This window comes from Porticoccaceae bacterium LTM1 (genome assembly GCA_030252795.1).
In the GTDB taxonomy this organism is placed as follows: domain Bacteria; phylum Pseudomonadota; class Gammaproteobacteria; order Pseudomonadales; family Porticoccaceae; genus SCSIO-12696.
On sequence record CP127080.1, the window covers coordinates 232,087 to 252,280 of the forward strand.

A 20,194-nucleotide genomic window follows, 5' to 3' on the forward strand; every position below is an offset into this window, starting at 1 on the left:
GGTTGATGTTTTGTTAACAACTTTTAGCTAAGAGGATAGAAAAGTGGCTAAAGAGAAGTTTGAACGGAATAAGCCCCACGTAAACGTGGGCACAATCGGTCACGTTGACCACGGTAAAACTACCCTGACTGCAGCTCTGACTCGCGTTTGTGCTGAAGTGTGGGGCGGTGAAGTTAAAGACTTCAGCCAGATCGACAATGCGCCGGAAGAGCGTGAGCGCGGTATTACTATCGCTACCTCTCACGTTGAGTACGACTCAGACGTACGTCACTACGCGCACGTTGACTGCCCGGGCCACGCCGACTACGTGAAAAACATGATCACCGGTGCTGCCCAGATGGACGGCGCTATCCTGGTATGTGGCGCGACCGATGGTCCTATGCCGCAAACTCGCGAGCACATCCTGCTGTCTCGTCAGGTAGGTGTACCTTACATCGTTGTGTTCCTGAACAAAGCTGACCTGCTGGCTGAAGACTGTGGCGGTGTTGATTCTGAAGAATACGCTGAGATGCTGGAACTGGTTGAAATGGAACTGCGCGAGCTGCTGGACACTTACGAGTTCCCGGGCGACGACACTCCGATCATCGCTGGTTCTGCTCTGATGGCTCTGGAAGGTCGTGACGACAACGAGCTGGGCACCACTGCTGTTAAGAAACTGGTTGAAGCTCTGGATTCTTACATCCCTGAGCCGGAGCGTGCTATTGACCAGCCGTTCCTGATGCCAGTAGAAGACGTATTCTCTATCTCTGGTCGTGGTACTGTAGTTACCGGTCGTGTTGAGCGCGGTGTAATTAAAGTGGGCGAAGAGATCGAGATCGTTGGTATCAAAGAGACCACTAAGACCACCTGTACTGGTGTTGAAATGTTCCGCAAGCTGCTGGACGAAGGTCGCGCTGGTGAGAACGTTGGTGTTCTGCTGCGTGGTACCAAGCGTGACGAAGTTGAGCGTGGTCAGGTTCTGATCAAGCCGGGCTCAGTAACTCCGCACACCAAGTTCGAAGCTGAGGTTTACGTTCTGTCTAAAGACGAAGGCGGCCGTCACACTCCGTTCTTCAAAGGCTACCGTCCTCAGTTCTACTTCCGTACCACTGACGTAACCGGTAACGTTGAGCTGCCGGCTGGCGTTGAGATGGTTATGCCTGGTGACAACGTTCAGATGACTGTTACTCTGATCGCTCCGATCGCCATGGAAGACGGTCTGCGCTTCGCTATCCGCGAAGGTGGCCGTACCGTTGGTGCCGGTGTTGTTGCCAAGATCATCGAGTGATCGACTTTCCTGAAAACGGAAGGCCTCGTAAGAGGTAGATGATTCGAGCCAAGGGGTCCTCCGGGGCCCCTTTCCCCCTTTCGGGAAAGGCTTTGAATCTAGCTGTCGACTGCAAAATTGCCTCGACGGCGCTAAAGCCAAAATTTCAGGCTTTGGTGGACCAACTGCGGATCTCGCGGGCTTAATTGATTATTTTGTCGCCAAATTGTGATTTGGCTTGACAGTGCCTGTGCGTATCAGTAGTATTCCGCCTCCTTTTCGGAAGCCTTAGGGGCTTCTTGGGCTCTTTAATACATGTTGGAGTTTTGATTCATGCAGAATCAACGCATTCGAATTCGCCTCAAGGCGTTTGATCACAAGCTGATCGATGCCTCGACGCAAGAGATCGTAGAGACCGCCAAGCGTACCGGTGCACAAATCCGTGGCCCGATCCCGCTGCCGACTCGCAAAGAGCGTTTTACCGTTCTGATCTCTCCGCACGTCAACAAAGACGCGCGTGACCAATACGAAATCCGCACGCACAAGCGCATGCTGGATATCGTTGAGCCAACTGATAAAACAGTTGATGCTCTGATGAAATTGGACCTGGCCGCTGGTGTAGAAGTACAAATCAGCCTCGGCTGATAGCTGGAAAGGTCTGATGGGTCGAATCAAGACTCACTGACGCACCCAAGGGTGCAAACGTTTAGTGGTTAAACCGAAACGCCCGATTAGGGCAGTGTAACGCTCTGAAATGGGCGGCCGTAGCGGGTAATAGCCCCGTACACAAGAGGTTATAAAATGACTATTGGTATTGTCGGCCGCAAGTGCGGCATGACTCGTGTGTTCACCGAAGATGGTATCTCCATCCCGGTGACTGTGGTTGAGGTTGAGCCTAACCGCATCACTCAAGTCAAAACAGCAGAAGTAGATGGCTACTCAGCGGTTCAAGTAACTGTTGGTGAGCGTCGTGCTTCTCGCGTCACTAAAGCGGAAGCTGGTCACCTGGCCAAGGCGGGCGTTGAAGCCGGTCGCGGTCTGTGGGAGCTCCGTTTCGACGAAGCAACTGAGCTGAATGTTGGTGAATCCCTTTCTGTTGAAAGCTTTGAAGCTGGCCAGAAAGTAGATGTTACCGGCACTTCCAAAGGTAAAGGTTTCCAGGGTGGTGTTAAGCGCTGGAACTTCAGTATGCAAGACGCTACTCACGGTAACTCACTCTCTCACCGTGCTCCCGGTTCAATCGGTCAGTGTCAGACTCCAGGTCGTGTGTTCAAAGGCAAGAAAATGGCCGGACACATGGGTGCGGAGCGTGTGACTGTTCAGAGCCTGGAAGTAGTACGTGTTGACGCCGAGCGCAACTTGCTGCTCATCAAGGGTGCCGTTCCTGGCGCTCCAGGCGGCGACGTTATTGTTCGTCCTGCAGTGAAGGCTTGAGGGGAACGTCCATGCAATTGAATATCGCATCCGCTGAAGGCAAGGCTGCAGGTACTGTTGAAGTATCTGAAGTTGCTTTCGGTCGAGAGTACAACCAAGACTTGGTGCACCAGGCCGTTACTGCGTACCTGGCCGGCGCCCGTCAAGGCACTCGCGCCCAGAAGAACCGTGCTGCGGTTTCCGGTGGTGGCAAGAAGCCATGGCGTCAAAAAGGCACTGGCCGCGCCCGTGCCGGCACCATCCGCAGCCCGCTGTGGCGCACTGGTGGCGTAACTTTCGCCGCTCAGCCGCAAGATCACAGCCAAAAGCTGAACCGTAAAATGTATCGCGCTGCATTGCGCTCCATCCTGTCCGAGCTGGCTCGCCAAGAGCGCCTGGTTGTTGTTGAGGCTTTCGATGTTGAAGCCCCAAAAACCAAGGCTCTGGTTCAAAAGCTGGGCGGTCTGGGTCTGCAAGAAGCTCTGATCGTATCTGCTGAGGTTAACGAAAACCTCTACCTGGCGTCTCGCAACCTGCACAAGGTTGACGTTCGTGACGTTCAGGGCATCGATCCGGTTAGCCTGATCCGTTTCGACAAAGTTGTCGTGACTGTTGACGCGCTGAAAAAGATTGAGGAGATGTTGGGATGAATCAGGAACGCATCTTCAAAGTTTTGCTTGGTCCGCAAATCTCCGAGAAAGCATCCGTAGTTGCTGAAAACAGCAACCAGGTTGTTTTCAAGGTTGCCAAAGAGGCTACCAAGCGCGAAGTGAAAGCAGCTGTTGAGCAGCTTTTCGAAGTTAAGGTACTGGATGTACGCACTGTTACCACCAAGGGCAAGACCAAGCGCACTCGCTATGGTATCGGTAAGCGCTCTGACTGGAAAAAAGCGTACATTCGTCTCGCCGAAGGTCAAGAAATTGACTTCGCGGTAGCCGAATAAGGGGATTGTTGCGATGCCAGTAATCAAGAGAAAACCGACATCTCCGGGTCGCCGCCACGTCGTTAGCGTGGTAAACCCCGATCTTCACAAAGGCGCGCCTTACGCTCCTCTGTTGGAGAAGAAGTCCAAGTCCGGTGGCCGTAACAACACCGGTCGTATCACCACCCGTCACGTTGGTGGTGGTCACAAGCAGCACTACCGTGTTGTCGACTTTAAGCGTAACAAGGACGGTATCCCGGCTCGCGTTGAGCGTCTGGAATACGATCCAAACCGTACCGCTTACATCGCACTGGTTTGCTACAACGACGGTGAGCGTCGCTACATCATTGCACCAAAAGGCCTGAAGGCTGGTGACACTATCGTGTCTGGTGTAGAAGCGGACATCGCCGTGGGCAACACGCTGCCATTGCGCAATATGCCGGTTGGTAGCACTGTTCACTGTGTTGAACTGAAGCCGGGCAAGGGCGCTCAAATCGCTCGTTCTGCCGGTGCATCAGCTCAGCTGGTTGCTCGTGAAGGTAAACACGCCACCCTGCGTCTGCGCAGTGGCGAAATGCGCAAGGTGTTGATCGACTGCCGTGCGACCCTCGGTGAGGTGTCAAACAGCGAACACAACCTGCGCTCACTGGGTAAAGCGGGTGCATCGCGTTGGCGCGGTGTTCGTCCTACCGTTCGCGGTGTGGCGATGAACCCGGTTGACCACCCGCATGGTGGTGGTGAAGGCCGCACTTCTGGTGGTCGTCATCCAGTGTCCCCGTGGGGTACGCCTGCTAAGGGTTACAAGACCCGTAAGAACAAGCGTACCGATAAGATGATTGTCCGCCGTCGCGCTCGTAAGTGACGCTGACTAACGATTTTACGAAGAGGAAATAACAGTGCCACGTTCTTTGAGAAAAGGCCCGTTTATCGACCTTCACCTGCTGACCAAAGTAGAGAAGGCAGTGGAAAGCAACGATCGTCGTCCGATCAAGACCTGGTCGCGTCGTTCTATGATCCTGCCGGACATGGTTGGTCTGACCATCGCAGTTCACAATGGCCGTCAACACGTGCCGGTTCTGGTGAACGAAGAGATGGTTGGTCACAAGCTGGGTGAATTTGCTCCGACGCGTACCTATCGTGGTCACGTGGCGGATAAGAAAGCCAAGAAGCGCTAAGCGAGGTAACTAACTGTGGAAACAGCAGCAAAACTGCGCGGCGCAAGGCTCTCTGCTCAAAAAGCACGTCTTGTCGCTGACCAGATTCGCGGTAAGTCCGTTGAGGAAGCTCTGGACATTCTGAAGTTCAGCCCGAAAAAAGGTGCTGAAATCATCAAGAAAGTTCTGGAGTCAGCAATTGCTAATGCCGAACACAATGACGGTGCCGATATCGACGAGCTGAAGGTGTCTACCATCTTCGTCGACGAGGGCATGACCATGAAGCGCATTATGCCGCGCGCCAAAGGCCGCGCTGATCGCATCCTGAAGCGCACTTGTCACATCACCGTTAAAGTAGCGGTTTAGGAGACGAATAATGGGTCAGAAAGTACATCCCGTCGGTATTCGTTTGGGCGTTGTGAAAAAGCATAACTCTGTTTGGTATGCCAATTCACACGACTACGCCGACAAACTTTACAGCGATCTGAAAGTTCGCGAATTTATCGAGAAAAAACTCGATAACGCATCTGTCAGTCGCGTTGAAATTGAGCGTCCGGCGCAAACCGCACGCATTACTATCCACACTGCTCGTCCCGGTGTTGTCATCGGTAAGAAAGGTGAGGATGTAGAACAACTGCGCAACGAAGTTTCCAAGATGATGGACGTGCCTGTGCACATCAACATCGAAGAAATTCGCAAGCCAGATCTGGAAGCCAAACTGGTTGCCCAGAGCGTGGCTCAGCAGTTGGAGCGTCGTGTAATGTTCCGTCGCGCTATGAAGCGCGCGGTACAAAACGCAATGCGTCAAGGTGCTCAAGGTATCAAAATCCAGGTGAGCGGCCGTGTAGGCGGTGCTGAAATTGCTCGTACTGAATGGTACCGCGAAGGTCGAGTGCCGCTGCACACCCTGCGTGCGGATATCGACTACGCAACCTACGAAGCGTCCACTACTTACGGCATCATCGGTGTCAAAGTGTGGATTTTCAAAGGCGAAATTCTCGGAGGCGAGGAGCAGGTGGAAGCACCGGCCGCGCCGAAGAAGAAGCGTTCTAAATAAGGAGTACGCACGATGTTGCAACCGAAGCGTACCAAGTTCCGGAAAATGATGAAGGGCCGCAACCGCGGTCTGGCACTGCGCGGCAGCAAAGTGAGCTTTGGCGAATTCGGCCTGAAAGCTACTGGCCGTGGTCGTATCACTGCTCGCCAGATCGAAGCAGCCCGTCGTGCCATGACTCGTCACGTTAAGCGTGGCGGTAAAATCTGGATCCGTGTGTTCCCGGACAAGCCGATTACCAACAAGCCCCTGGAAGTACGTATGGGTAAAGGTAAGGGTAACGTTGAGTACTGGGTAGCCCAGATCCAACCGGGCAAGGTTCTGTATGAAATGGAAGGTGTATCGGAAGAGATCGCACGTGAAGCATTTGCTCTCGCTGCGGCCAAGCTGCCGGTGCAAACCACCTTTGTGAAACGGTCGGTGATGTGATGAAAGCTAACGAACTTCGCGAAAAGTCTGTAGACGAGTTGAAAGCTGAGCTGAATGCCCAGCTGGAAGCCCAGTTTAAGCTGCGTATGCAGCACAGCACTGGTCAGCTGCAGCAAAGCCACCAGATGAAACAGGTGCGTCGTGATATCGCTCGCATCAAGACTCTTCTGACTGAGAAAGCAGGTAACTGACATGGCCCAGACAGACAAAGCACGTACTCTGGCAGGTAAAGTTGTCAGTGACAAAATGGACAAAACCATCACTGTTTTGATCGAGCGTCGCGTTAAGCACGAGATGTACGGCAAGATTGTGAGCAAGTCCAGCAAGATCAAGGCACACGACGAAAACAACGAGTGCAAAATCGGCGATATCGTAGAGATTGCCGAGACTCGTCCGTTGGCCAAGTCCAAGTCTTGGAAACTGGTTGAAATTGTGGAGCGCGCTACTGAGGTGTAAGCCTCACGCCGCTTTCTGTTCGGAGTGAAACCATGATTCAAACTCAAAGTTACCTGGATGTTGCAGACAACTCTGGTGCACGTCGCGTTATGTGTATCAAGGTGTTGGGCGGTTCTCACCGTCGTTACGCCGGTGTAGGCGACATCATTAAGGTGAGCGTTAAGGAAGCGATTCCTCGCGGTAAGGTGAAGAAAGGCCAGGTGCTTGACGCCGTGGTTGTACGCACCAAGAAAGGCGTTCGTCGCCCAGACGGATCTCTGATCAAGTTTGACGACAACGCTGCTGTAATGCTGAACGCATCTCACAGCCCAATCGGTACCCGTATCTTTGGGCCGGTAACCCGTGAGCTGCGCAGCGAGAAATTTATGAAAATTGTCTCTCTGGCTCCAGAAGTACTCTAATTCAGACGAAACCGGAAAGTAGAGAGCAAAGAGGAATAGGCTATGCGTAAGATCAAGCGTGATGACGAAGTAATCGTGATCGCCGGGCGCGACAAAGGCAAGCGCGGCAAAGTGCTGCGTGTGCTGGACGACGAGCGCCTGATCGTTGGCGGAGTGCAGATGGTGAAAAAACACCAGAAGCCAAATCCGCAATCTGGTATTGCCGGTGGTATCGTGGAGAAGGAAGCACCGATTCAGGTGTCCAACGTCGCGATTTTCAATGGCGCAACTAACAAAGCAGACCGCGTTGGCTTCAAGGTGCTGGAAGACGGTAAGAAAATCCGCATCTTCAAGTCTACCGGCGAAGCGGTTGACGCCTAATTGAATAAGGTGCTGACATGGCAAGGTTGAAAGAAGTTTATTTAAAAGAGATCGCCCCCAAGCTGAAAGAAGAGCTGGGTCTGGCGAACGTAATGGAAGTACCCCGCATCAGCAAAATCACCCTGAACATGGGTGTTGGTGAAGCTCTGGGTGATAAGAAAATCCTGGAGAACGCCGTAGCTGATCTGGAGAAGATCTCCGGTCAAAAGGTCGTGGTAACCCGTGCACGCAAATCCATCGCTGGCTTTAAAGTCCGCGAAGGATGGCCGATCGGCTGTAAGGTAACTCTGCGCTCAGAGCGCATGTACGAGTTCCTGGAGCGTCTGATCAGCATTGCGATTCCCCGTATTCGCGATTTCCGTGGCATCAGCCCGAAATCATTCGATGGTCGTGGGAACTTTGCCATGGGTGTTACCGAGCAGATCATTTTCCCGGAAATCGATTACGACAAGGTTGACACGCTGCGTGGTCTGGATATCACCATCACCACCACAGCTCGTAACAACGACGAAGGCCGCGCACTGCTTCGTGCGTTCAACTTCCCGCTGAAGAACTGAGGGTTGGACTGATGGCAAAAGTATCGATGATCCAGCGCGAAAACAAACGCGCTAAAGCAGTTGCCAAATTCGCTGAAAAGCGTGCGCAACTGAAAGCAATTATCAAGAACCCAAGCTCTACCGATGAGCAGGTTTGGGAAGCCCAGCAGCAGCTGCAGAAGTTGCCGCGTGATGCGAGCCCGGTTCGCCAGCAGCGTCGCTGCCGTGTAACTGGTCGTCCCCACGCGGTTTACCGCAAGTTCGGTCTGTGCCGCAACAAGCTGCGTGAAGCAGCTATGCGCGGTGACGTACCGGGCCTGGTTAAAGCTAGCTGGTAAGCAGGAGCGATATCAATGAGTATGCAAGATCCGTTGTCCGACATGCTGAACCGCATCCGCAACGCTCACCAGCGTAGCAAGATTGCTGTCACCATGCCGAGCTCCAAGCTGAAGGTTTCTGTAGCCGAGGTTCTGGAGTCAGAAGGTTACATTTCCGGTTACAAAGTAAGTGAAGGCACCAAGCCTGAGCTGACTGTTGACCTGAAATATTATGAAGGCAAGCCGGTGATCGAAGAGATCGCTCGTGCCAGCCGCCCTGGTCTGCGTTACTACGCCGGTTCTACGGAACTGCCAACAGTACGCGGTGGTTTGGGTATCGCCATTATCTCCACCTCACAAGGTGTGATGACTGACCGTGCAGCTCGCGCTGCCGGTATCGGTGGCGAAGTGCTGTGCACCGTATTCTAAGGAGTTGCCGATATGTCTCGAGTTGCTAAGGCCCCGGTAGAAATCCCGGGCGGCGTTACAGTTACCCTGACCGATGGCGAAATCGCTGTTAAAGGTGGTCAGGGTCAACTGAGCCACAGCATTCACTCCTCCGTGGAAGTGAAGCAGGAAGAAAACGTGCTGACCTTTGCCCCGAAAAATGGCGGCAAAGAAGCTAACGCACTAGCTGGCACCACTCGCGCTCTGGTGAGCAACATGGTGCAAGGCGTGAGTGCCGGTTTCCAGAGAAAAATGCAGTTGGTCGGTGTTGGTTACCGTGCTGCGGTTCAGGGCAATAAACTGAACCTCACTCTGGGCTTTTCACACCCGGTTGAATATGCTCTGCCGGAAGGTGTTAAAGCTGAGTGCACCAGCCAAACCGAAATCGTTCTGACCTCTGCTGACAAGCAAAAACTGGGTCAGGTGGCCGCAGAGATTCGCGCTTACCGTCCGCCGGAGCCCTACAAGGGTAAAGGTGTTCGCTACGCTGACGAACACGTGCGTCGTAAAGAAGCGAAGAAGAAGTAGGTCTGATTATGAGCGACAAAAAAGTATCCCGTTTGCGTCGTGCGCGCCGTTCGCGGATGAAAATCCGCGAGCTGGGCGAAAACCGGTTGTGCATCCACCGCACACCGCGTCACATCTACGCACAAGTAATTGCGCCGGAAGGCGATCGTGTGGTGGCCAGCGCTTCTACGCTGGACAAAGAGCTGCGCAGCGGCACAACTGGCAACGTCGATGCGGCTACCACCGTAGGCAAGCTGGTTGCCGAGCGTGCAAAAGCAGCTGGAGTTACCAAGGTAGCTTTCGATCGCGCTGGTTTTAAATACCACGGTCGTGTGAAGGCGTTGGCTGATGCCGCGCGTGAAGCCGGACTGGAATTCTAAGGGTAATTAACATGGCGAATAGAGAGCAAAAAGCTGGTATCGAAAGCGATGGCCTGCAGGAAAAACTGGTTCAGGTAAACCGTGTTGCCAAAACCGTTAAAGGTGGTCGTATCTTTGCCTTCACCGCACTGACAGTAGTTGGTGACGGCAATGGCAAAGTGGGCTTCGGTCGCGGTAAAGCGCGCGAAGTGCCGCAAGCTATCCAGAAAGCAATGGAAGCGGCCCGTCGTAACATGATTCAGGTTAACCTGAACGGCGACACCATCCAGTACCCGACCAAAGCCAACCATGGCGCCTCCAAGGTGTACATGCAGCCGGCTTCTGAAGGTACCGGTGTGATCGCTGGTGGTGCAATGCGTTCTGTGCTGGAGATTGCCGGCGTTCAGAACGTACTGGCCAAGTGTTACGGCTCTACTAATCCGGTAAACGTTGTACGTGCAACTTTCAAAGCACTGCAAAACATGCGTTCTCCGGAAGAAGTAGCTGCCAAGCGCGGTAAAACTGCCGAAGAGATTATCTAAGGTTCTCCTAATGTCGTCATTCCCGCCTGCGGGAATCCAGGTTTAACCGGGCTCCTGCGAAAGCGGGAGCGACGAGAGGAAAGGTGAGAAAGAATCATGGCTAAAGCTAAGAAAATGATGAAAGTGACCCAGACCAAATCCGTTCACGGACGTCTGGCTGCTCACAAAGCTTGCGTTGCCGGCCTGGGCCTGCGTCGCATTGGCCACACCGTAGAGGTAGAGGACACTCCTTCTACTCGCGGCATGGTCAACAAAGTTAACTACATGGTTAAGGTCGAGGGAGAGTAACAATGCGTCTGAATACTCTGAGCCCGGCCCCAGGCCGAGTTAAAGAAGCCAAGCGCGTCGGTCGTGGTATCGGTAGCGGTTTGGGTAAAACCGGTGGTCGCGGCCACAAAGGTCAGAAGTCTCGCTCTGGCGGCTCTGTTAAGCCGGGTTTTGAAGGCGGTCAAATGCCTTTGCAGAAGCGTCTGCCTAAGTACGGTTTCACTTCACGCATTTCCCGCGTGAGCGAAGAGATCCGTCTGGCTGAGCTGAACAAGGTTGAAGCTGACGTAATCACTGTTGAAGAACTGCGCAAAGCCGGCCTGATCAATGCCAGCATCAAGCGCGCCAAAGTGTTCCTGTCCGGTGAAATCACCAAGGCAGTTACCCTGAAAGGCATCGCAGTGACCAAGGGCGCCAAAGCAGCTATTGAAGCCGCTGGCGGCAAGATTGAAGAGTAATACGCTCTAACAGGTAAAGGTTAAGGATAGTCATGGCCAGACCCGGTAATATGCCGATGGGAAGCCAAAAAGGCATGGGCGAGCTACTTGCTCGCCTTCGCTTTTTGTTCCTGGCAATCGTAGTTTACCGTATCGGTATCCACATTCCGGTACCTGGAATCGACCCCGACCGCTTGGCTGAGTTGTTCAACCAGAATCAGGGCACCATCCTCGACATGTTCAACATGTTCTCCGGTGGCGCTCTGGCGAATATGAGTATTCTGGCTCTGGGCGTTATGCCTTATATTTCGGCCTCTATCATCATGCAGCTGATGAGTGCGGTAACCCCGTCACTTGAGCAGCTCAAGAAAGAGGGCGATGCCGGACGACGCAAGATCAACCAGTACACCCGCTACGGCACAGTGTTGCTGGCGACCGTACAAGGTATTGGTCTGGCGATTGGTCTCGGCTCACAAGGCATGGCTTACACCGCTGACTTCATGTTCTATTTCACCGCAGTTACCTCGCTGGTAACCGGTGCAGTGTTCATGATGTGGCTGGGTGAGCAGATTACCGAGCGCGGTATCGGCAACGGCATTTCCATGCTGATCTTCGCCGGTATTGTTGCCGGACTGCCGAGTGCTATTGGCCAATCTTTCGAGCAGGCACGTCAGGGTAATATTCACTATCTGGCGCTGCTGCTGATTGGTCTGCTTGCTATTGCTGTAGTGTACTTTGTGGTGTTTATGGAGCGCGGTCAGCGCCGTATCACTGTAAACTACGCCCAGCGCCAGCAAGGTCGCAAGATGTTCGCGGCGCAAACCAGCCACCTGCCATTGAAAGTCAATATGGCGGGTGTGATCCCGGCTATTTTCGCCAGCAGCCTGTTGCTGTTCCCGGCGTCAATCAGTCAGTGGTTCGGACAGAGTGTGAACGCCCCTGACTGGGTCGGTCAGATTGGTCTGTTCCTGGGACGCGGTCAGCCGCTGTATTACATCCTGTTTGCCGGGTTGATCATTTTCTTCTGCTTCTTCTATACGGCGTTGATGTACAACCCGAAAGAGATGGCAGACAACCTGAAGCGTGGTGGTGCTTACCTGCCGGGTATTCGTCCGGGTGAGCAAACTGCCAAGTATATTGACGGTGTAATGACCAAGCTCACCGTGATTGGTGGCCTGTACATCGCCGGCGTTTGTATGCTGCCGGATGTGCTGCAAGCCCAATTCTCGGTGCCGTTCTATCTCGGCGGAACGTCGCTGCTGATTGCGGTGGTGGTAACCATGGACTTTATGGCCCAGGTTCAATCCCACCTGATGTCTTCGCAGTACGAATCGCTGATGAAGAAGCAGAATTTGAAAGGCTAATTAGGATCAGGCTGGCACTTGGGTGCCGCTGGATAATTGAGGTGAACCATGAAAGTACGTGCATCAGTCAAAAAGATGTGCCGCAACTGCAAAACCGTAAAGCGCAACGGCGTTATTCGTGTAATTTGCAGCGCGGAACCGCGTCATAAGCAACGCCAGGGTTAATTCCCTTTGCCGGGTGCGCTAATTGCGCACCCGGACTTGCTTTTTAACGCATCGAAAGCTATCCTCTTGCGCCTTTTGCGTACCCTGTGCGCATTTCGGTGCCCCTTTGGGTTAAAGAGGGTGCATATTTTTAAACTGTGGAGAAATATCAATGGCCCGTATTTCCGGTGTCAATATCCCCGATAATAAGCACGCGGTGATTTCACTCACCTACGTGTTCGGGATCGGACGCACAACCGCTAAAGCAATCTGCGCTGAAGTCGGTATCGCGGAAGATGTAAAGATTGCTGATCTCTCCGACGCGCAGATGGACTCCGTTCGTGAAGCTGTTGCTAAGCGTACTGTGGAGGGTGACTTGCGTCGTGAAATCAGTATGAATATCAAACGTTTGATGGACCTCGGTTGTTACCGTGGTTTGCGTCACCGTCGCAGCCTGCCGCTGCGTGGTCAGCGCACCAAAACCAATGCCCGCACCCGTAAGGGTCCGCGCAAGCCAATCAAGCGCTAATTGATAGGAATTGTTGATTATGGCAAAGCCTGGACAAAAGACCGCCCGTAAAAAGGTCAAAAAGACGGTTGTTGACGGAATCGCGCACATCTACGCTTCTTTCAACAACACCATCGTTACCATCACCGACCGCCAGGGCAACGCCCTGAGCTGGGCTACCGCTGGTGGTTCCGGTTTCCGTGGTTCTCGTAAATCCACCCCGTTCGCTGCTCAGGTAGCTGCAGAACGCGCTGGTCTGGCCGCTCAAGAGTTCGGCCTGAAGAACCTCGAAGTAGAAGTTAAGGGCCCTGGCCCCGGCCGTGAATCTGCTGTTCGTGCACTGAACAACGCTGGATTCAAGATTACTAACATTACCGACGTGACGCCGATTCCGCATAACGGATGTCGTCCGCCGAAAAAACGTCGCGTATAAGGCAGGGCTCAGATCATGGCAAGATATATTGGACCAACTTGTAAGCTGTCTCGCCGCGAAGGAACTGACCTGTTCCTGAAAAGTGGCGTGCGTCCACTGGACTCCAAGTGTCGCGCAGAGAGCGCTCCTGGCCAGCACGGCCAGCGTCGCGGTCGTCTGTCTGACTACGGTGTTCAGCTGCGTGAAAAGCAAAAAGTTCGTCGTACCTACGGCGTTCTGGAAAAGCAATTCCGCAACTACTACAAAGAAGCTGCTCGTCTGAAAGGCGCAACCGGTACTAACCTGTTGACCCTGTTGGAGCAGCGTCTGGATAACGTTGTTTATCGCATGGGATTTGGCTCTACTCGCGCCGAAGCTCGTCAGCTGGTTTCTCACAACGCTATTCTGGTTAACGGCAAGAAAGTAAACGTTGCCTCTTACCAGGTAAAAGCCGGTGACGAAGTGAGCGTTCGCGAGAAGTCCAAGAACCAACTGCGTATTCAAGGCGCACTGGCTCTGGCTGCACAGCGTGGTGATGTTGAGTGGGTATCGGTTGATGCCAGCAAAATGGCTGGTACATTTACCCGCACTCCGGATCGTAGCGATCTGCCCGCCGACATCAACGAGAACCTGATTGTAGAGCTGTACTCCAAGTAAGCACTGAGCTGACTTGGAGCACGCTAGACATTTGGGTTAACTGAACACTGACAGGTACGGATATGCAAACATCTGCGACAGAACTTCTGACTCCGCGCACTATCGATGTAACCGAGCTGAGCTCTACCCACGCGAAAGTTGTACTGGAGCCGCTTGAGCGCGGTTTCGGACACACTCTGGGTAATGCCCTGCGCCGCATCCTGCTCTCTTCCATGCCTGGCTGTGCCATTGTGGAAGTGGAAATCGACGGTGTACTGCACGAGTACAGCAGCATCGAAGGTGTGCAGGAAGACGTAATTGAAATTCTGCTCAACCTGAAAGAGGTTGCCGTCGTAATGCACGGTAAAGACGAAGCTGAGCTGACCCTGAGCAAAAAAGGCAAAGGTGCAGTAACCGCCGGAGACATCCAGGTGGACAGCAACGTTGAGATCATGAACCCGGATCTGGTGATCGCCAACATTACTGGCGACACTGAACTGAACATGCGTTTGCGCATTCAGCGCGGCCGTGGCTACCAGCCAGCCGACGCTCGCAACAATGATCAGGAAGAGACCCGTGCGATTGGTCGCCTGCAACTGGACGCTTCTTACAGCCCGGTTCGCCGCGTCGCTTACGTAGTTGAGAGCGCACGTGTAGAACAGCGCACTGACCTGGACAAACTGGTTATCGATCTGGAAACCAACGGTACTCTGGATCCGGAAGAAGCCATTCGCCGTGCAGCAACCATCCTTCAGCAACAGCTGGCGGTGTTTGTGAATCTGGAGAGTGAGTCTCAAGCCGAGCCTGAGGAGAAAGAAGAGGAAATTGATCCGATTCTCCTGCGTCCGGTTGATGATCTCGAGCTGACTGTTCGTTCGGCCAACTGCCTGAAGGCAGAGAGCATCTACTACATTGGTGACCTGATTCAGCGCACCGAAGTAGAGCTGCTGAAAACCCCGAACCTCGGTAAGAAATCTCTCACTGAAATCAAAGACGTTCTCGCTTCTCGCGGCCTGTCACTGGGCATGCGTCTTGAGAACTGGCCGCCGGCCAGCCTCAAGAAAGAGAAAGCTTGAGATAGACTTGTTAGTAGCGCTTGCTGACTCTTTATCTAAAAAGAGTGCAACGAATTAAGGAATTGGAACTATGCGTCATCGTCAAAGTGGCCGCCAATTGAACCGCAACAGCTCGCACCGTCGAGCCATGTTCCGCAACATGACTGCATCATTGGTTGAGCATGAACTGATTAAAACTACTCTGCCAAAAGCCAAAGAGCTGCGTCGCGTTGCCGAGCCGCTGATCACTCTGGCCAAGCAGGACTCTGTAGCCAACCGTCGTCTGGCGTTCGACCGCCTGCGCGATAAAGCGGCTGTAGGTAAGCTTTTCAACGAACTGGGTCCACGTTACCAGGAGCGTCCGGGTGGTTACATCCGCATCCTGAAGTGTGGCTTCCGTGCTGGTGACAACGCGCCTATGGCGTACGTTGAACTGGTGGATCGCCCGCAAGTTGAAGCAGCTGAAGAAGTTGTAGAGAGCGGCGAAGAGTAAGTTCGTAGCCAATCTCATAAAAAAACCGGGCATTGCCCGGTTTTTTTATGCCTGGAAATACGTTTGGCGGGTAGGGTGCGCCGTGCGCACCATGGGTAGAGTGGTGCGCATGGCGCACCCTACAGACCTTGCCCCGAAATAACAGAAATCAACAAACAGCCTAGCCAAAGTAGCTCTTTCCGCAGCCTGACAGGTCGCGACGATTTGTGGGTATTATGAGGAGGGGCCTGTCAGGCTGTGGAAAGAGCGAGCTCGCTTTTCAGATTGTGTAAGACAAAAGAGATAGTCGCCCACGGCACCCAAAACGCTCTCAGCTTTGGTGCTCACGATGACAAATAAGCAGGTAAACAGGACGTTTCACTTAGCCTAACAGCTACAGTCGGTTTCAAAGGTCTCTTCATCACCGAGTCGAATCATCCGCAGTTTCCCACCCCAAACACAGCCGGTATCCAGCGGATAAAGATTATCTCCTACGGATTCACCCTCAAGAGATGCCCAGTGGCCAAAAAGGATTTTGACGTTCGCACTTAAGCGATTGGGCTGACTGAACCATGGTTCAAAACCTGCAGGCCCATTTGCAGGTGCCAGCTTATTGGTCAACTCAAGACGTCCATCGGTGTCGCAAAAACGCATTCGGGTAAGGTAATTGGTAATAACTCGCCAACGTTCAGGACCCTGAAGGTTTTCAGACCATAAATCCGGCTGGTTGCCATACATGGCGTCGAAATAGGCATCGACATTGTCACCTTGCAGCACCTGTTCCACTTCACGGGATAGGTTCAACGCAGTTTCTATATCCCACTGCGGAGGAATGCCGGCGTGGACGAGGCAGTAGCCTTGTTCGTAGATTGCCAGTGGCTGGCTTTGGAGCCAGTCGAGTAACAGGTCCCGGTCTGGGGCGTCGAGAATTTCCTGCAAAGTATCCTTGGGCTTCAGATTGTCACTGTGGTGGGCAACAGCCAACAGGTGAAGATCGTGATTGCCAAGCACCATTCGAAAGCTATTGCCCAGAGAATGCAGATACCTCATTGTGGCCAACGACTCAGGGCCACGATTAACAATATCCCCGGTTGACCAAAGTTGATCCTTGCCAGGATCAAACTGCACCTGATCCAACAATTGTTTGAGCGGTGTCAGGCAGCCCTGTAAATCACCTACAGCATAAATCGCCATCAGTGCAGTGCTCCGGGTACAGCAAGGACAAACGCCGGAATGGGTGCGTCGAAGGTATCACCGTCAGGCCCGACCATCTGGTAGCTGCCCTCCATGGTGCCAACCGGTGTTTCCAATATCACACCGCTGGAGTAACGGTAGCTGTCACCTGATGCAATAAAAGGCTGTTCGCCGACAACACCATCACCCTGCACCTCTTTGCGTTCGTTATTGCCATCAACAATGTGCCAATGGCGTGACAGCAACTGGGCTGGCTGTGAGCCGTTATTGGTGATGGTGATGTGGTAAGCAAATGCAAAACGGCGACTTCCTGGCTCAGATTGATTGGCCAGGTATTCGGGTTGAACAGTTACTTGAATAGGGCAATCAGTCATTTTTTGAATCGCGTGTCATCGCGTGAATTTGATTGCTGAGGCGAACAAAATCGGCAACGCTAAGAACTTCGGGGCGCAGTTGAAGATCAATATCGAGCTGATCCAACTGGTCGGCTCCAACAAAGTTCTTCAGGCTGTTGCGCAGGGTTTTACGGCGCTGCTGAAAGCAGGCGCTGACCAGTCGTTGCAGCAAGGAGACATCTTCCGCGGGGAAGGGTAAATCCTTATAGGGCAACAGCCGAACAATGGCTGAATCCACCTTGGGCGCCGGGTGAAAGGACCCGGGCGGCACCAGAAACAGTGGCTCTACCTGGCAATAATACTGCGCCATTACTGTAAGTCGGCCGTAGGCCTTTTCACCGGGGCTGGCAGCGAGACGATCCACCACCTCTTTTTGCAACATAAAGTGCATATCAATCACTTCACCCACATAGCTGAGCAGGTGAAAAATCAATGGGGTTGAGATGTTGTAGGGCAGATTGCCAACAATTCGCATCGGCTTTTCGCCAAATCGAAACTGCCTGAAATCCGTTTTCAGTGCATCGCCCTGATGCAATTTGAATTCGGGATAGTTGCGAAATTTATCGGTCAACAGTGCGGCCAGATCGCGATCCAGCTCAACCACTTGTAATAGCGGGCAACGATCAAGCAGTGGCCGGGTCATCGCTCCCTGACCGGGGCCGATCTCAATCAGGTTGTCATCTTCCCTGGGGTGAATGGCATCGACAATTTTGTTGATTACGTTGTCATCCACCAGAAAATTCTGGCCAAAGCGCTTGCGAGCGCGGTGATCGGTTAGGTCGGTGTGACGGGGCTTGGACAAAAGTGGCTCCGCAAAAATCTGAAATTGAAAGAGTGACATGGGCTGGCTGAATTAATCAACCAGCGCTTTGTGCCATAGTTGCGGCGTATTCTATCGCAGTCTGCAGGCTGCCGCAGTCGGCTTTGCCGGTTCCTGCCAGGTCGAGTGCCGTGCCGTGGTCAACCGAAGTGCGAATAATCGGCAGGCCAAGGGTGACATTCACTGCTCTGCCAAAACCCTGGTATTTGAGTACCGGCAAACCTTGATCGTGATACATCGCCAACACCGCATCGGCCTCGGAGAGGTACTTGGGGGTAAACAGTGTGTCGGCAGGCAGAGGCCCCTCAAGCTTCAACCCCTTCTTACGTAACTGATCCAGAACGGGCTCGATAATTTCGATCTCTTCGCGGCCCAGATGCCCACCTTCACCGGCATGGGGATTTAACCCTGCCACCAAAATGCGAGGATTCGATATCCCGAATTTCTTTTGCAGGTCGCTGTGCAAAATGGTGATAACACGTTCCAGCAGCGGTGCATTAATGGCATCGGCAACATCTCGAAGTGGCAGATGTGTGGTGGCCAATGCTACGCGCAGTGACTGGGTTGCCAACATCATTACCACTTGCGAAGTGGCGGTTTTGTCTGCGAGAAATTCAGTGTGGCCTGAAAAGGGTATACCTGCTTCATTGATCACCCCCTTGTGAACCGGGCCGGTAATCATTGCCTGGCAGTAACCCGATTGGCAGTGTTCAACAGCCTGCTTCAGGCAATCCAGCACATAACGGGCATTAGCCGTTGCCAGCTTTCCTGGTTCGCTATGGGTTTGCAAAGCGACCGGGTGAATGGCCAGCTCGCCGGGAGAGAGGGGTCTTGGTTCGGTACTTAATGGACGCAGTGTAAGAGCGAGACCCAGCTTTGCAGCCCGCTGCTGAAGCAGCTGTGGGTCCGCAAAGACGACTATTTCGTGGGGGGAGCCTTGCTGGGCCAGCATAACCGCCAGGTCGGGGCCGATCCCGGCGGGCTCACCCGGCGTTAATGCCAGCCTTAAGGTCATGGTTGAGTCTGCTTACAGTTTGATCTCAATGAAGGTGTTGTCGCGCTGCTGTTGCAGCCAGATGGACAACTCTTCTTCAAACTTGCGGTCAACAAGAATCTCGCGGGCCCTGTTGTTGAGCACATTGCCACTGAAATCCTGATCTCGTACTTCACTTACCTGAAGGATGTGCCAGCCGTGCTCAGTGTGGAACGGGAAGCTGATTTCACCCACTTCCACGGATTGCATCATCTGTCCGAATTCGGGAACAAATCGATCCGGAATATTCCAGCCGAGCTCTCCGCCACTGAGTTTTGAACCAGGGTCTTCAGACAGCTCTTTGGCGTAAGCTGCGAAATCCTTCTCGCTTTCCCCGGAGAGAAGGTCTTCTCGCACTTTCATCAGCTGGTTGTAGGCCGCTTCGTCGTCACGAATTTCGTTGGTTTTCACCAGGATATGGCGAACATCATATTCTTTGAGAATCAGTTGCTGCTGACCGCCCTTACGGTCATAAACCTTTAGAAGGTGAACGCCGGCGTCATTGCGAATGGGCTCTGAAATCTCACCGGGTTGAAGGTCTTTAACAGCATTGGCCATATCAAGAGGCAGCTCTACAGTGCTTCGCCAGCCGAGGTCGCCGCCTTGCAGGGCAGTTTGACCTGCGGATTGGGTCAATGCCATCTGCTTGAAGTCGCCACCTTCCATCAACTCAGAACGCATGGTATTTGCGCGGGCCATTACGCGTGCAACCTCATCCTTGGGAGCGCCAGCAGAAAGGTTCAATTGAATATGCCCCAATTGAAGCTGCGGTGACTTCCAGAATTGGCCTTCTTCTGACTCCAGGAAGTTAGTGATTTCCTGCAGCGATACCGGAATATTTTGTTTTACCGCGCCTTCCTGAACGTAATTGATTTTAATTTCGTTGCTGATCTGTCGGCGCAGGTCAGCCAGGTTTTCGCCATTGGCGTGTGCCTGCTCGACAAACTGTTCAAATGTCAGTCCCTGACGGGCTGCAATATCCTGCAAGGTCGCATTGATCTGGGCATCAGAGACCTGCATGTTGTTACGCTCTGCAAGACCCAGTTGCAGTCTCTCGTCAATCAGCCTTTCCAAAACCTGCTTGGCCAGTTCATCTCTTGGCGGCATAGGTTGGTTGGCGGCTTGAGCGCGCATATAAATCGATGCAAGGCGCTGATCCAGTTCGGTTTTCATCACCACGTCTTCACCGACAATGGCGACCACGCGATCCAGTTCGACCTCTTCGGCCATGGAAACTTCGGCGCTAATGGCCAGAAGAGAGGCGCCCAACAGGCAGGCTGTGCGGGAAAGGGTACGAACTACAGTCTGCTTCAT

34 protein-coding genes are annotated in these 20,194 nt (G+C 53.2%); 29 read left to right on the forward strand and 5 right to left on the reverse strand.

The genetic code is table 11. The features are described from left to right. Nucleotides 1-43: 43 nt before the first annotated feature. The 29 genes from tuf to rplQ all read left to right on the forward strand — a co-directional run bounded on the left by tuf (nucleotide 44) and on the right by rplQ (nucleotide 15,459). A complete protein-coding gene (gene tuf, locus QP938_01105) occupies nucleotides 44-1,267 on the forward strand; it encodes an elongation factor Tu (GenBank protein WIO74524.1) in 1,224 nt (407 codons plus the stop codon). Between the two features lie 312 nt (nucleotides 1,268-1,579). Beyond that, a complete protein-coding gene (gene rpsJ / locus QP938_01110) occupies nucleotides 1,580-1,891 on the forward strand; it encodes a 30S ribosomal protein S10 (GenBank protein WIO74525.1) in 312 nt (103 codons plus the stop codon). A gap of 156 nt (nucleotides 1,892-2,047) precedes the next feature. After that, entirely contained in the window at nucleotides 2,048-2,680 is a 633-nt protein-coding gene (rplC, locus tag QP938_01115; GenBank protein WIO74526.1) for a 50S ribosomal protein L3, read from the forward strand. An 11-nt stretch (nucleotides 2,681-2,691) separates the two neighbouring features. Beyond that, on the forward strand, nucleotides 2,692-3,309 hold the full coding sequence (gene rplD, locus QP938_01120; GenBank protein WIO74527.1) for a 50S ribosomal protein L4: 618 nt from the start codon (nucleotides 2,692-2,694) through the stop codon (nucleotides 3,307-3,309). Beyond that, nucleotides 3,306-3,602, forward strand: a complete 297-nt coding sequence (gene rplW / locus QP938_01125; protein WIO74528.1) for a 50S ribosomal protein L23 — start codon at nucleotides 3,306-3,308, stop codon at nucleotides 3,600-3,602. The genes rplD and rplW overlap by 4 nt, the downstream gene beginning before the upstream one ends. Nucleotides 3,603-3,615: 13 nt before the next feature. Further along, complete coding sequence (gene rplB / locus QP938_01130; protein ID WIO74529.1) at nucleotides 3,616-4,443, forward strand: 50S ribosomal protein L2; 828 nt, start codon at nucleotides 3,616-3,618, stop codon at nucleotides 4,441-4,443. Between the two features lie 34 nt (nucleotides 4,444-4,477). Further along, nucleotides 4,478-4,756 (forward strand): 30S ribosomal protein S19, encoded by a 279-nt coding sequence (gene rpsS / locus QP938_01135; protein ID WIO74530.1) that lies wholly within the window; start codon nucleotides 4,478-4,480, stop codon nucleotides 4,754-4,756. A gap of 15 nt (nucleotides 4,757-4,771) precedes the next feature. Further along, complete coding sequence (gene rplV, locus QP938_01140) at nucleotides 4,772-5,101, forward strand: 50S ribosomal protein L22 (protein WIO74531.1); 330 nt, start codon at nucleotides 4,772-4,774, stop codon at nucleotides 5,099-5,101. A gap of 10 nt (nucleotides 5,102-5,111) precedes the next feature. Further along, on the forward strand, nucleotides 5,112-5,792 hold the full coding sequence (gene rpsC / locus QP938_01145) for a 30S ribosomal protein S3 (protein ID WIO74532.1): 681 nt from the start codon (nucleotides 5,112-5,114) through the stop codon (nucleotides 5,790-5,792). Between the two features lie 12 nt (nucleotides 5,793-5,804). Then, nucleotides 5,805-6,218, forward strand: coding sequence for a 50S ribosomal protein L16 (rplP, locus tag QP938_01150; protein ID WIO74533.1), 414 nt, complete (start codon nucleotides 5,805-5,807; stop codon nucleotides 6,216-6,218). Then, the gene (gene rpmC / locus QP938_01155) at nucleotides 6,218-6,409 is read left to right on the forward strand and encodes a 50S ribosomal protein L29 (GenBank protein ID WIO74534.1); all 192 of its coding nucleotides are present in this window, start codon (nucleotides 6,218-6,220) and stop codon (nucleotides 6,407-6,409) included. Before rplP ends, rpmC begins: the two co-directional genes overlap by 1 nt. A gap of 1 nt (nucleotide 6,410) precedes the next feature. Further along, nucleotides 6,411-6,674 carry a 30S ribosomal protein S17 gene (rpsQ, locus tag QP938_01160; GenBank protein WIO74535.1) on the forward strand — a complete coding sequence of 88 codons (264 nt, stop codon included), beginning with the start codon at nucleotides 6,411-6,413 and terminating at the stop codon, nucleotides 6,672-6,674. 32 nt (nucleotides 6,675-6,706) lie between these two features. Continuing rightward, nucleotides 6,707-7,075 (forward strand): 50S ribosomal protein L14, encoded by a 369-nt coding sequence (rplN, locus tag QP938_01165; protein ID WIO74536.1) that lies wholly within the window; start codon nucleotides 6,707-6,709, stop codon nucleotides 7,073-7,075. A gap of 42 nt (nucleotides 7,076-7,117) precedes the next feature. Then, nucleotides 7,118-7,435, forward strand: a complete 318-nt coding sequence (gene rplX / locus QP938_01170; protein WIO74537.1) for a 50S ribosomal protein L24 — start codon at nucleotides 7,118-7,120, stop codon at nucleotides 7,433-7,435. Between the two features lie 17 nt (nucleotides 7,436-7,452). After that, a complete protein-coding gene (gene rplE / locus QP938_01175; protein WIO74538.1) occupies nucleotides 7,453-7,992 on the forward strand; it encodes a 50S ribosomal protein L5 in 540 nt (179 codons plus the stop codon). Between the two features lie 11 nt (nucleotides 7,993-8,003). After that, complete coding sequence (gene rpsN, locus QP938_01180; protein WIO74539.1) at nucleotides 8,004-8,309, forward strand: 30S ribosomal protein S14; 306 nt, start codon at nucleotides 8,004-8,006, stop codon at nucleotides 8,307-8,309. A 15-nt stretch (nucleotides 8,310-8,324) separates the two neighbouring features. After that, nucleotides 8,325-8,717, forward strand: a complete 393-nt coding sequence (rpsH, locus tag QP938_01185) for a 30S ribosomal protein S8 (protein ID WIO74540.1) — start codon at nucleotides 8,325-8,327, stop codon at nucleotides 8,715-8,717. 12 nt (nucleotides 8,718-8,729) lie between these two features. After that, nucleotides 8,730-9,263 carry a 50S ribosomal protein L6 gene (gene rplF / locus QP938_01190; GenBank protein WIO74541.1) on the forward strand — a complete coding sequence of 178 codons (534 nt, stop codon included), beginning with the start codon at nucleotides 8,730-8,732 and terminating at the stop codon, nucleotides 9,261-9,263. Between the two features lie 8 nt (nucleotides 9,264-9,271). After that, complete coding sequence (rplR, locus tag QP938_01195; GenBank protein ID WIO74542.1) at nucleotides 9,272-9,622, forward strand: 50S ribosomal protein L18; 351 nt, start codon at nucleotides 9,272-9,274, stop codon at nucleotides 9,620-9,622. Between the two features lie 11 nt (nucleotides 9,623-9,633). Next, complete coding sequence (gene rpsE / locus QP938_01200) at nucleotides 9,634-10,143, forward strand: 30S ribosomal protein S5 (protein ID WIO74543.1); 510 nt, start codon at nucleotides 9,634-9,636, stop codon at nucleotides 10,141-10,143. Between the two features lie 96 nt (nucleotides 10,144-10,239). Then, a complete protein-coding gene (rpmD, locus tag QP938_01205) occupies nucleotides 10,240-10,431 on the forward strand; it encodes a 50S ribosomal protein L30 (GenBank protein WIO74544.1) in 192 nt (63 codons plus the stop codon). Between the two features lie 2 nt (nucleotides 10,432-10,433). After that, nucleotides 10,434-10,868, forward strand: a complete 435-nt coding sequence (rplO, locus tag QP938_01210) for a 50S ribosomal protein L15 (GenBank protein WIO74545.1) — start codon at nucleotides 10,434-10,436, stop codon at nucleotides 10,866-10,868. A 32-nt stretch (nucleotides 10,869-10,900) separates the two neighbouring features. Then, complete coding sequence (gene secY, locus QP938_01215) at nucleotides 10,901-12,211, forward strand: preprotein translocase subunit SecY (protein WIO74546.1); 1,311 nt, start codon at nucleotides 10,901-10,903, stop codon at nucleotides 12,209-12,211. A gap of 48 nt (nucleotides 12,212-12,259) precedes the next feature. Next, nucleotides 12,260-12,376, forward strand: coding sequence for a 50S ribosomal protein L36 (gene rpmJ / locus QP938_01220; GenBank protein ID WIO74547.1), 117 nt, complete (start codon nucleotides 12,260-12,262; stop codon nucleotides 12,374-12,376). Between the two features lie 151 nt (nucleotides 12,377-12,527). Beyond that, nucleotides 12,528-12,884 (forward strand): 30S ribosomal protein S13, encoded by a 357-nt coding sequence (gene rpsM / locus QP938_01225; protein ID WIO74548.1) that lies wholly within the window; start codon nucleotides 12,528-12,530, stop codon nucleotides 12,882-12,884. A gap of 19 nt (nucleotides 12,885-12,903) precedes the next feature. Continuing rightward, nucleotides 12,904-13,296: a 30S ribosomal protein S11 gene (gene rpsK / locus QP938_01230; protein WIO74549.1), complete on the forward strand. Its 393-nt coding sequence runs from the start codon at nucleotides 12,904-12,906 to the stop codon at nucleotides 13,294-13,296. A 15-nt stretch (nucleotides 13,297-13,311) separates the two neighbouring features. After that, the gene (gene rpsD / locus QP938_01235) at nucleotides 13,312-13,932 is read left to right on the forward strand and encodes a 30S ribosomal protein S4 (protein ID WIO74550.1); all 621 of its coding nucleotides are present in this window, start codon (nucleotides 13,312-13,314) and stop codon (nucleotides 13,930-13,932) included. A gap of 62 nt (nucleotides 13,933-13,994) precedes the next feature. Next, nucleotides 13,995-14,987, forward strand: coding sequence for a DNA-directed RNA polymerase subunit alpha (gene rpoA / locus QP938_01240; GenBank protein WIO74551.1), 993 nt, complete (start codon nucleotides 13,995-13,997; stop codon nucleotides 14,985-14,987). A gap of 70 nt (nucleotides 14,988-15,057) precedes the next feature. Beyond that, the gene (rplQ, locus tag QP938_01245; GenBank protein WIO74552.1) at nucleotides 15,058-15,459 is read left to right on the forward strand and encodes a 50S ribosomal protein L17; all 402 of its coding nucleotides are present in this window, start codon (nucleotides 15,058-15,060) and stop codon (nucleotides 15,457-15,459) included. Between the two features lie 366 nt (nucleotides 15,460-15,825). On the opposite strand, the gene QP938_01250 is transcribed toward rplQ, so the two are convergent. From QP938_01250 to QP938_01270, 5 genes are read right to left on the reverse strand one after another with little or no spacing between them, the layout of a single operon-like run. Further along, nucleotides 15,826-16,632 carry a symmetrical bis(5'-nucleosyl)-tetraphosphatase gene (locus QP938_01250; protein WIO74553.1) on the reverse strand — a complete coding sequence of 269 codons (807 nt, stop codon included), beginning with the start codon at nucleotides 16,630-16,632 and terminating at the stop codon, nucleotides 15,826-15,828. Further along, the gene (gene apaG, locus QP938_01255; protein ID WIO74554.1) at nucleotides 16,632-17,006 is read right to left on the reverse strand and encodes a Co2+/Mg2+ efflux protein ApaG; all 375 of its coding nucleotides are present in this window, start codon (nucleotides 17,004-17,006) and stop codon (nucleotides 16,632-16,634) included. Before apaG ends, QP938_01250 begins: the two co-directional genes overlap by 1 nt. After that, nucleotides 16,999-17,829: a 16S rRNA (adenine(1518)-N(6)/adenine(1519)-N(6))-dimethyltransferase RsmA gene (rsmA, locus tag QP938_01260; protein WIO74555.1), complete on the reverse strand. Its 831-nt coding sequence runs from the start codon at nucleotides 17,827-17,829 to the stop codon at nucleotides 16,999-17,001. The genes apaG and rsmA overlap by 8 nt, the downstream gene beginning before the upstream one ends. Before the next feature lie 55 nt (nucleotides 17,830-17,884). Continuing rightward, nucleotides 17,885-18,862, reverse strand: coding sequence for a 4-hydroxythreonine-4-phosphate dehydrogenase PdxA (gene pdxA / locus QP938_01265; protein WIO74556.1), 978 nt, complete (start codon nucleotides 18,860-18,862; stop codon nucleotides 17,885-17,887). Nucleotides 18,863-18,874: 12 nt separating this feature from the next. Further along, nucleotides 18,875-20,194, reverse strand: a complete 1,320-nt coding sequence (locus tag QP938_01270; protein ID WIO74557.1) for a peptidylprolyl isomerase — start codon at nucleotides 20,192-20,194, stop codon at nucleotides 18,875-18,877.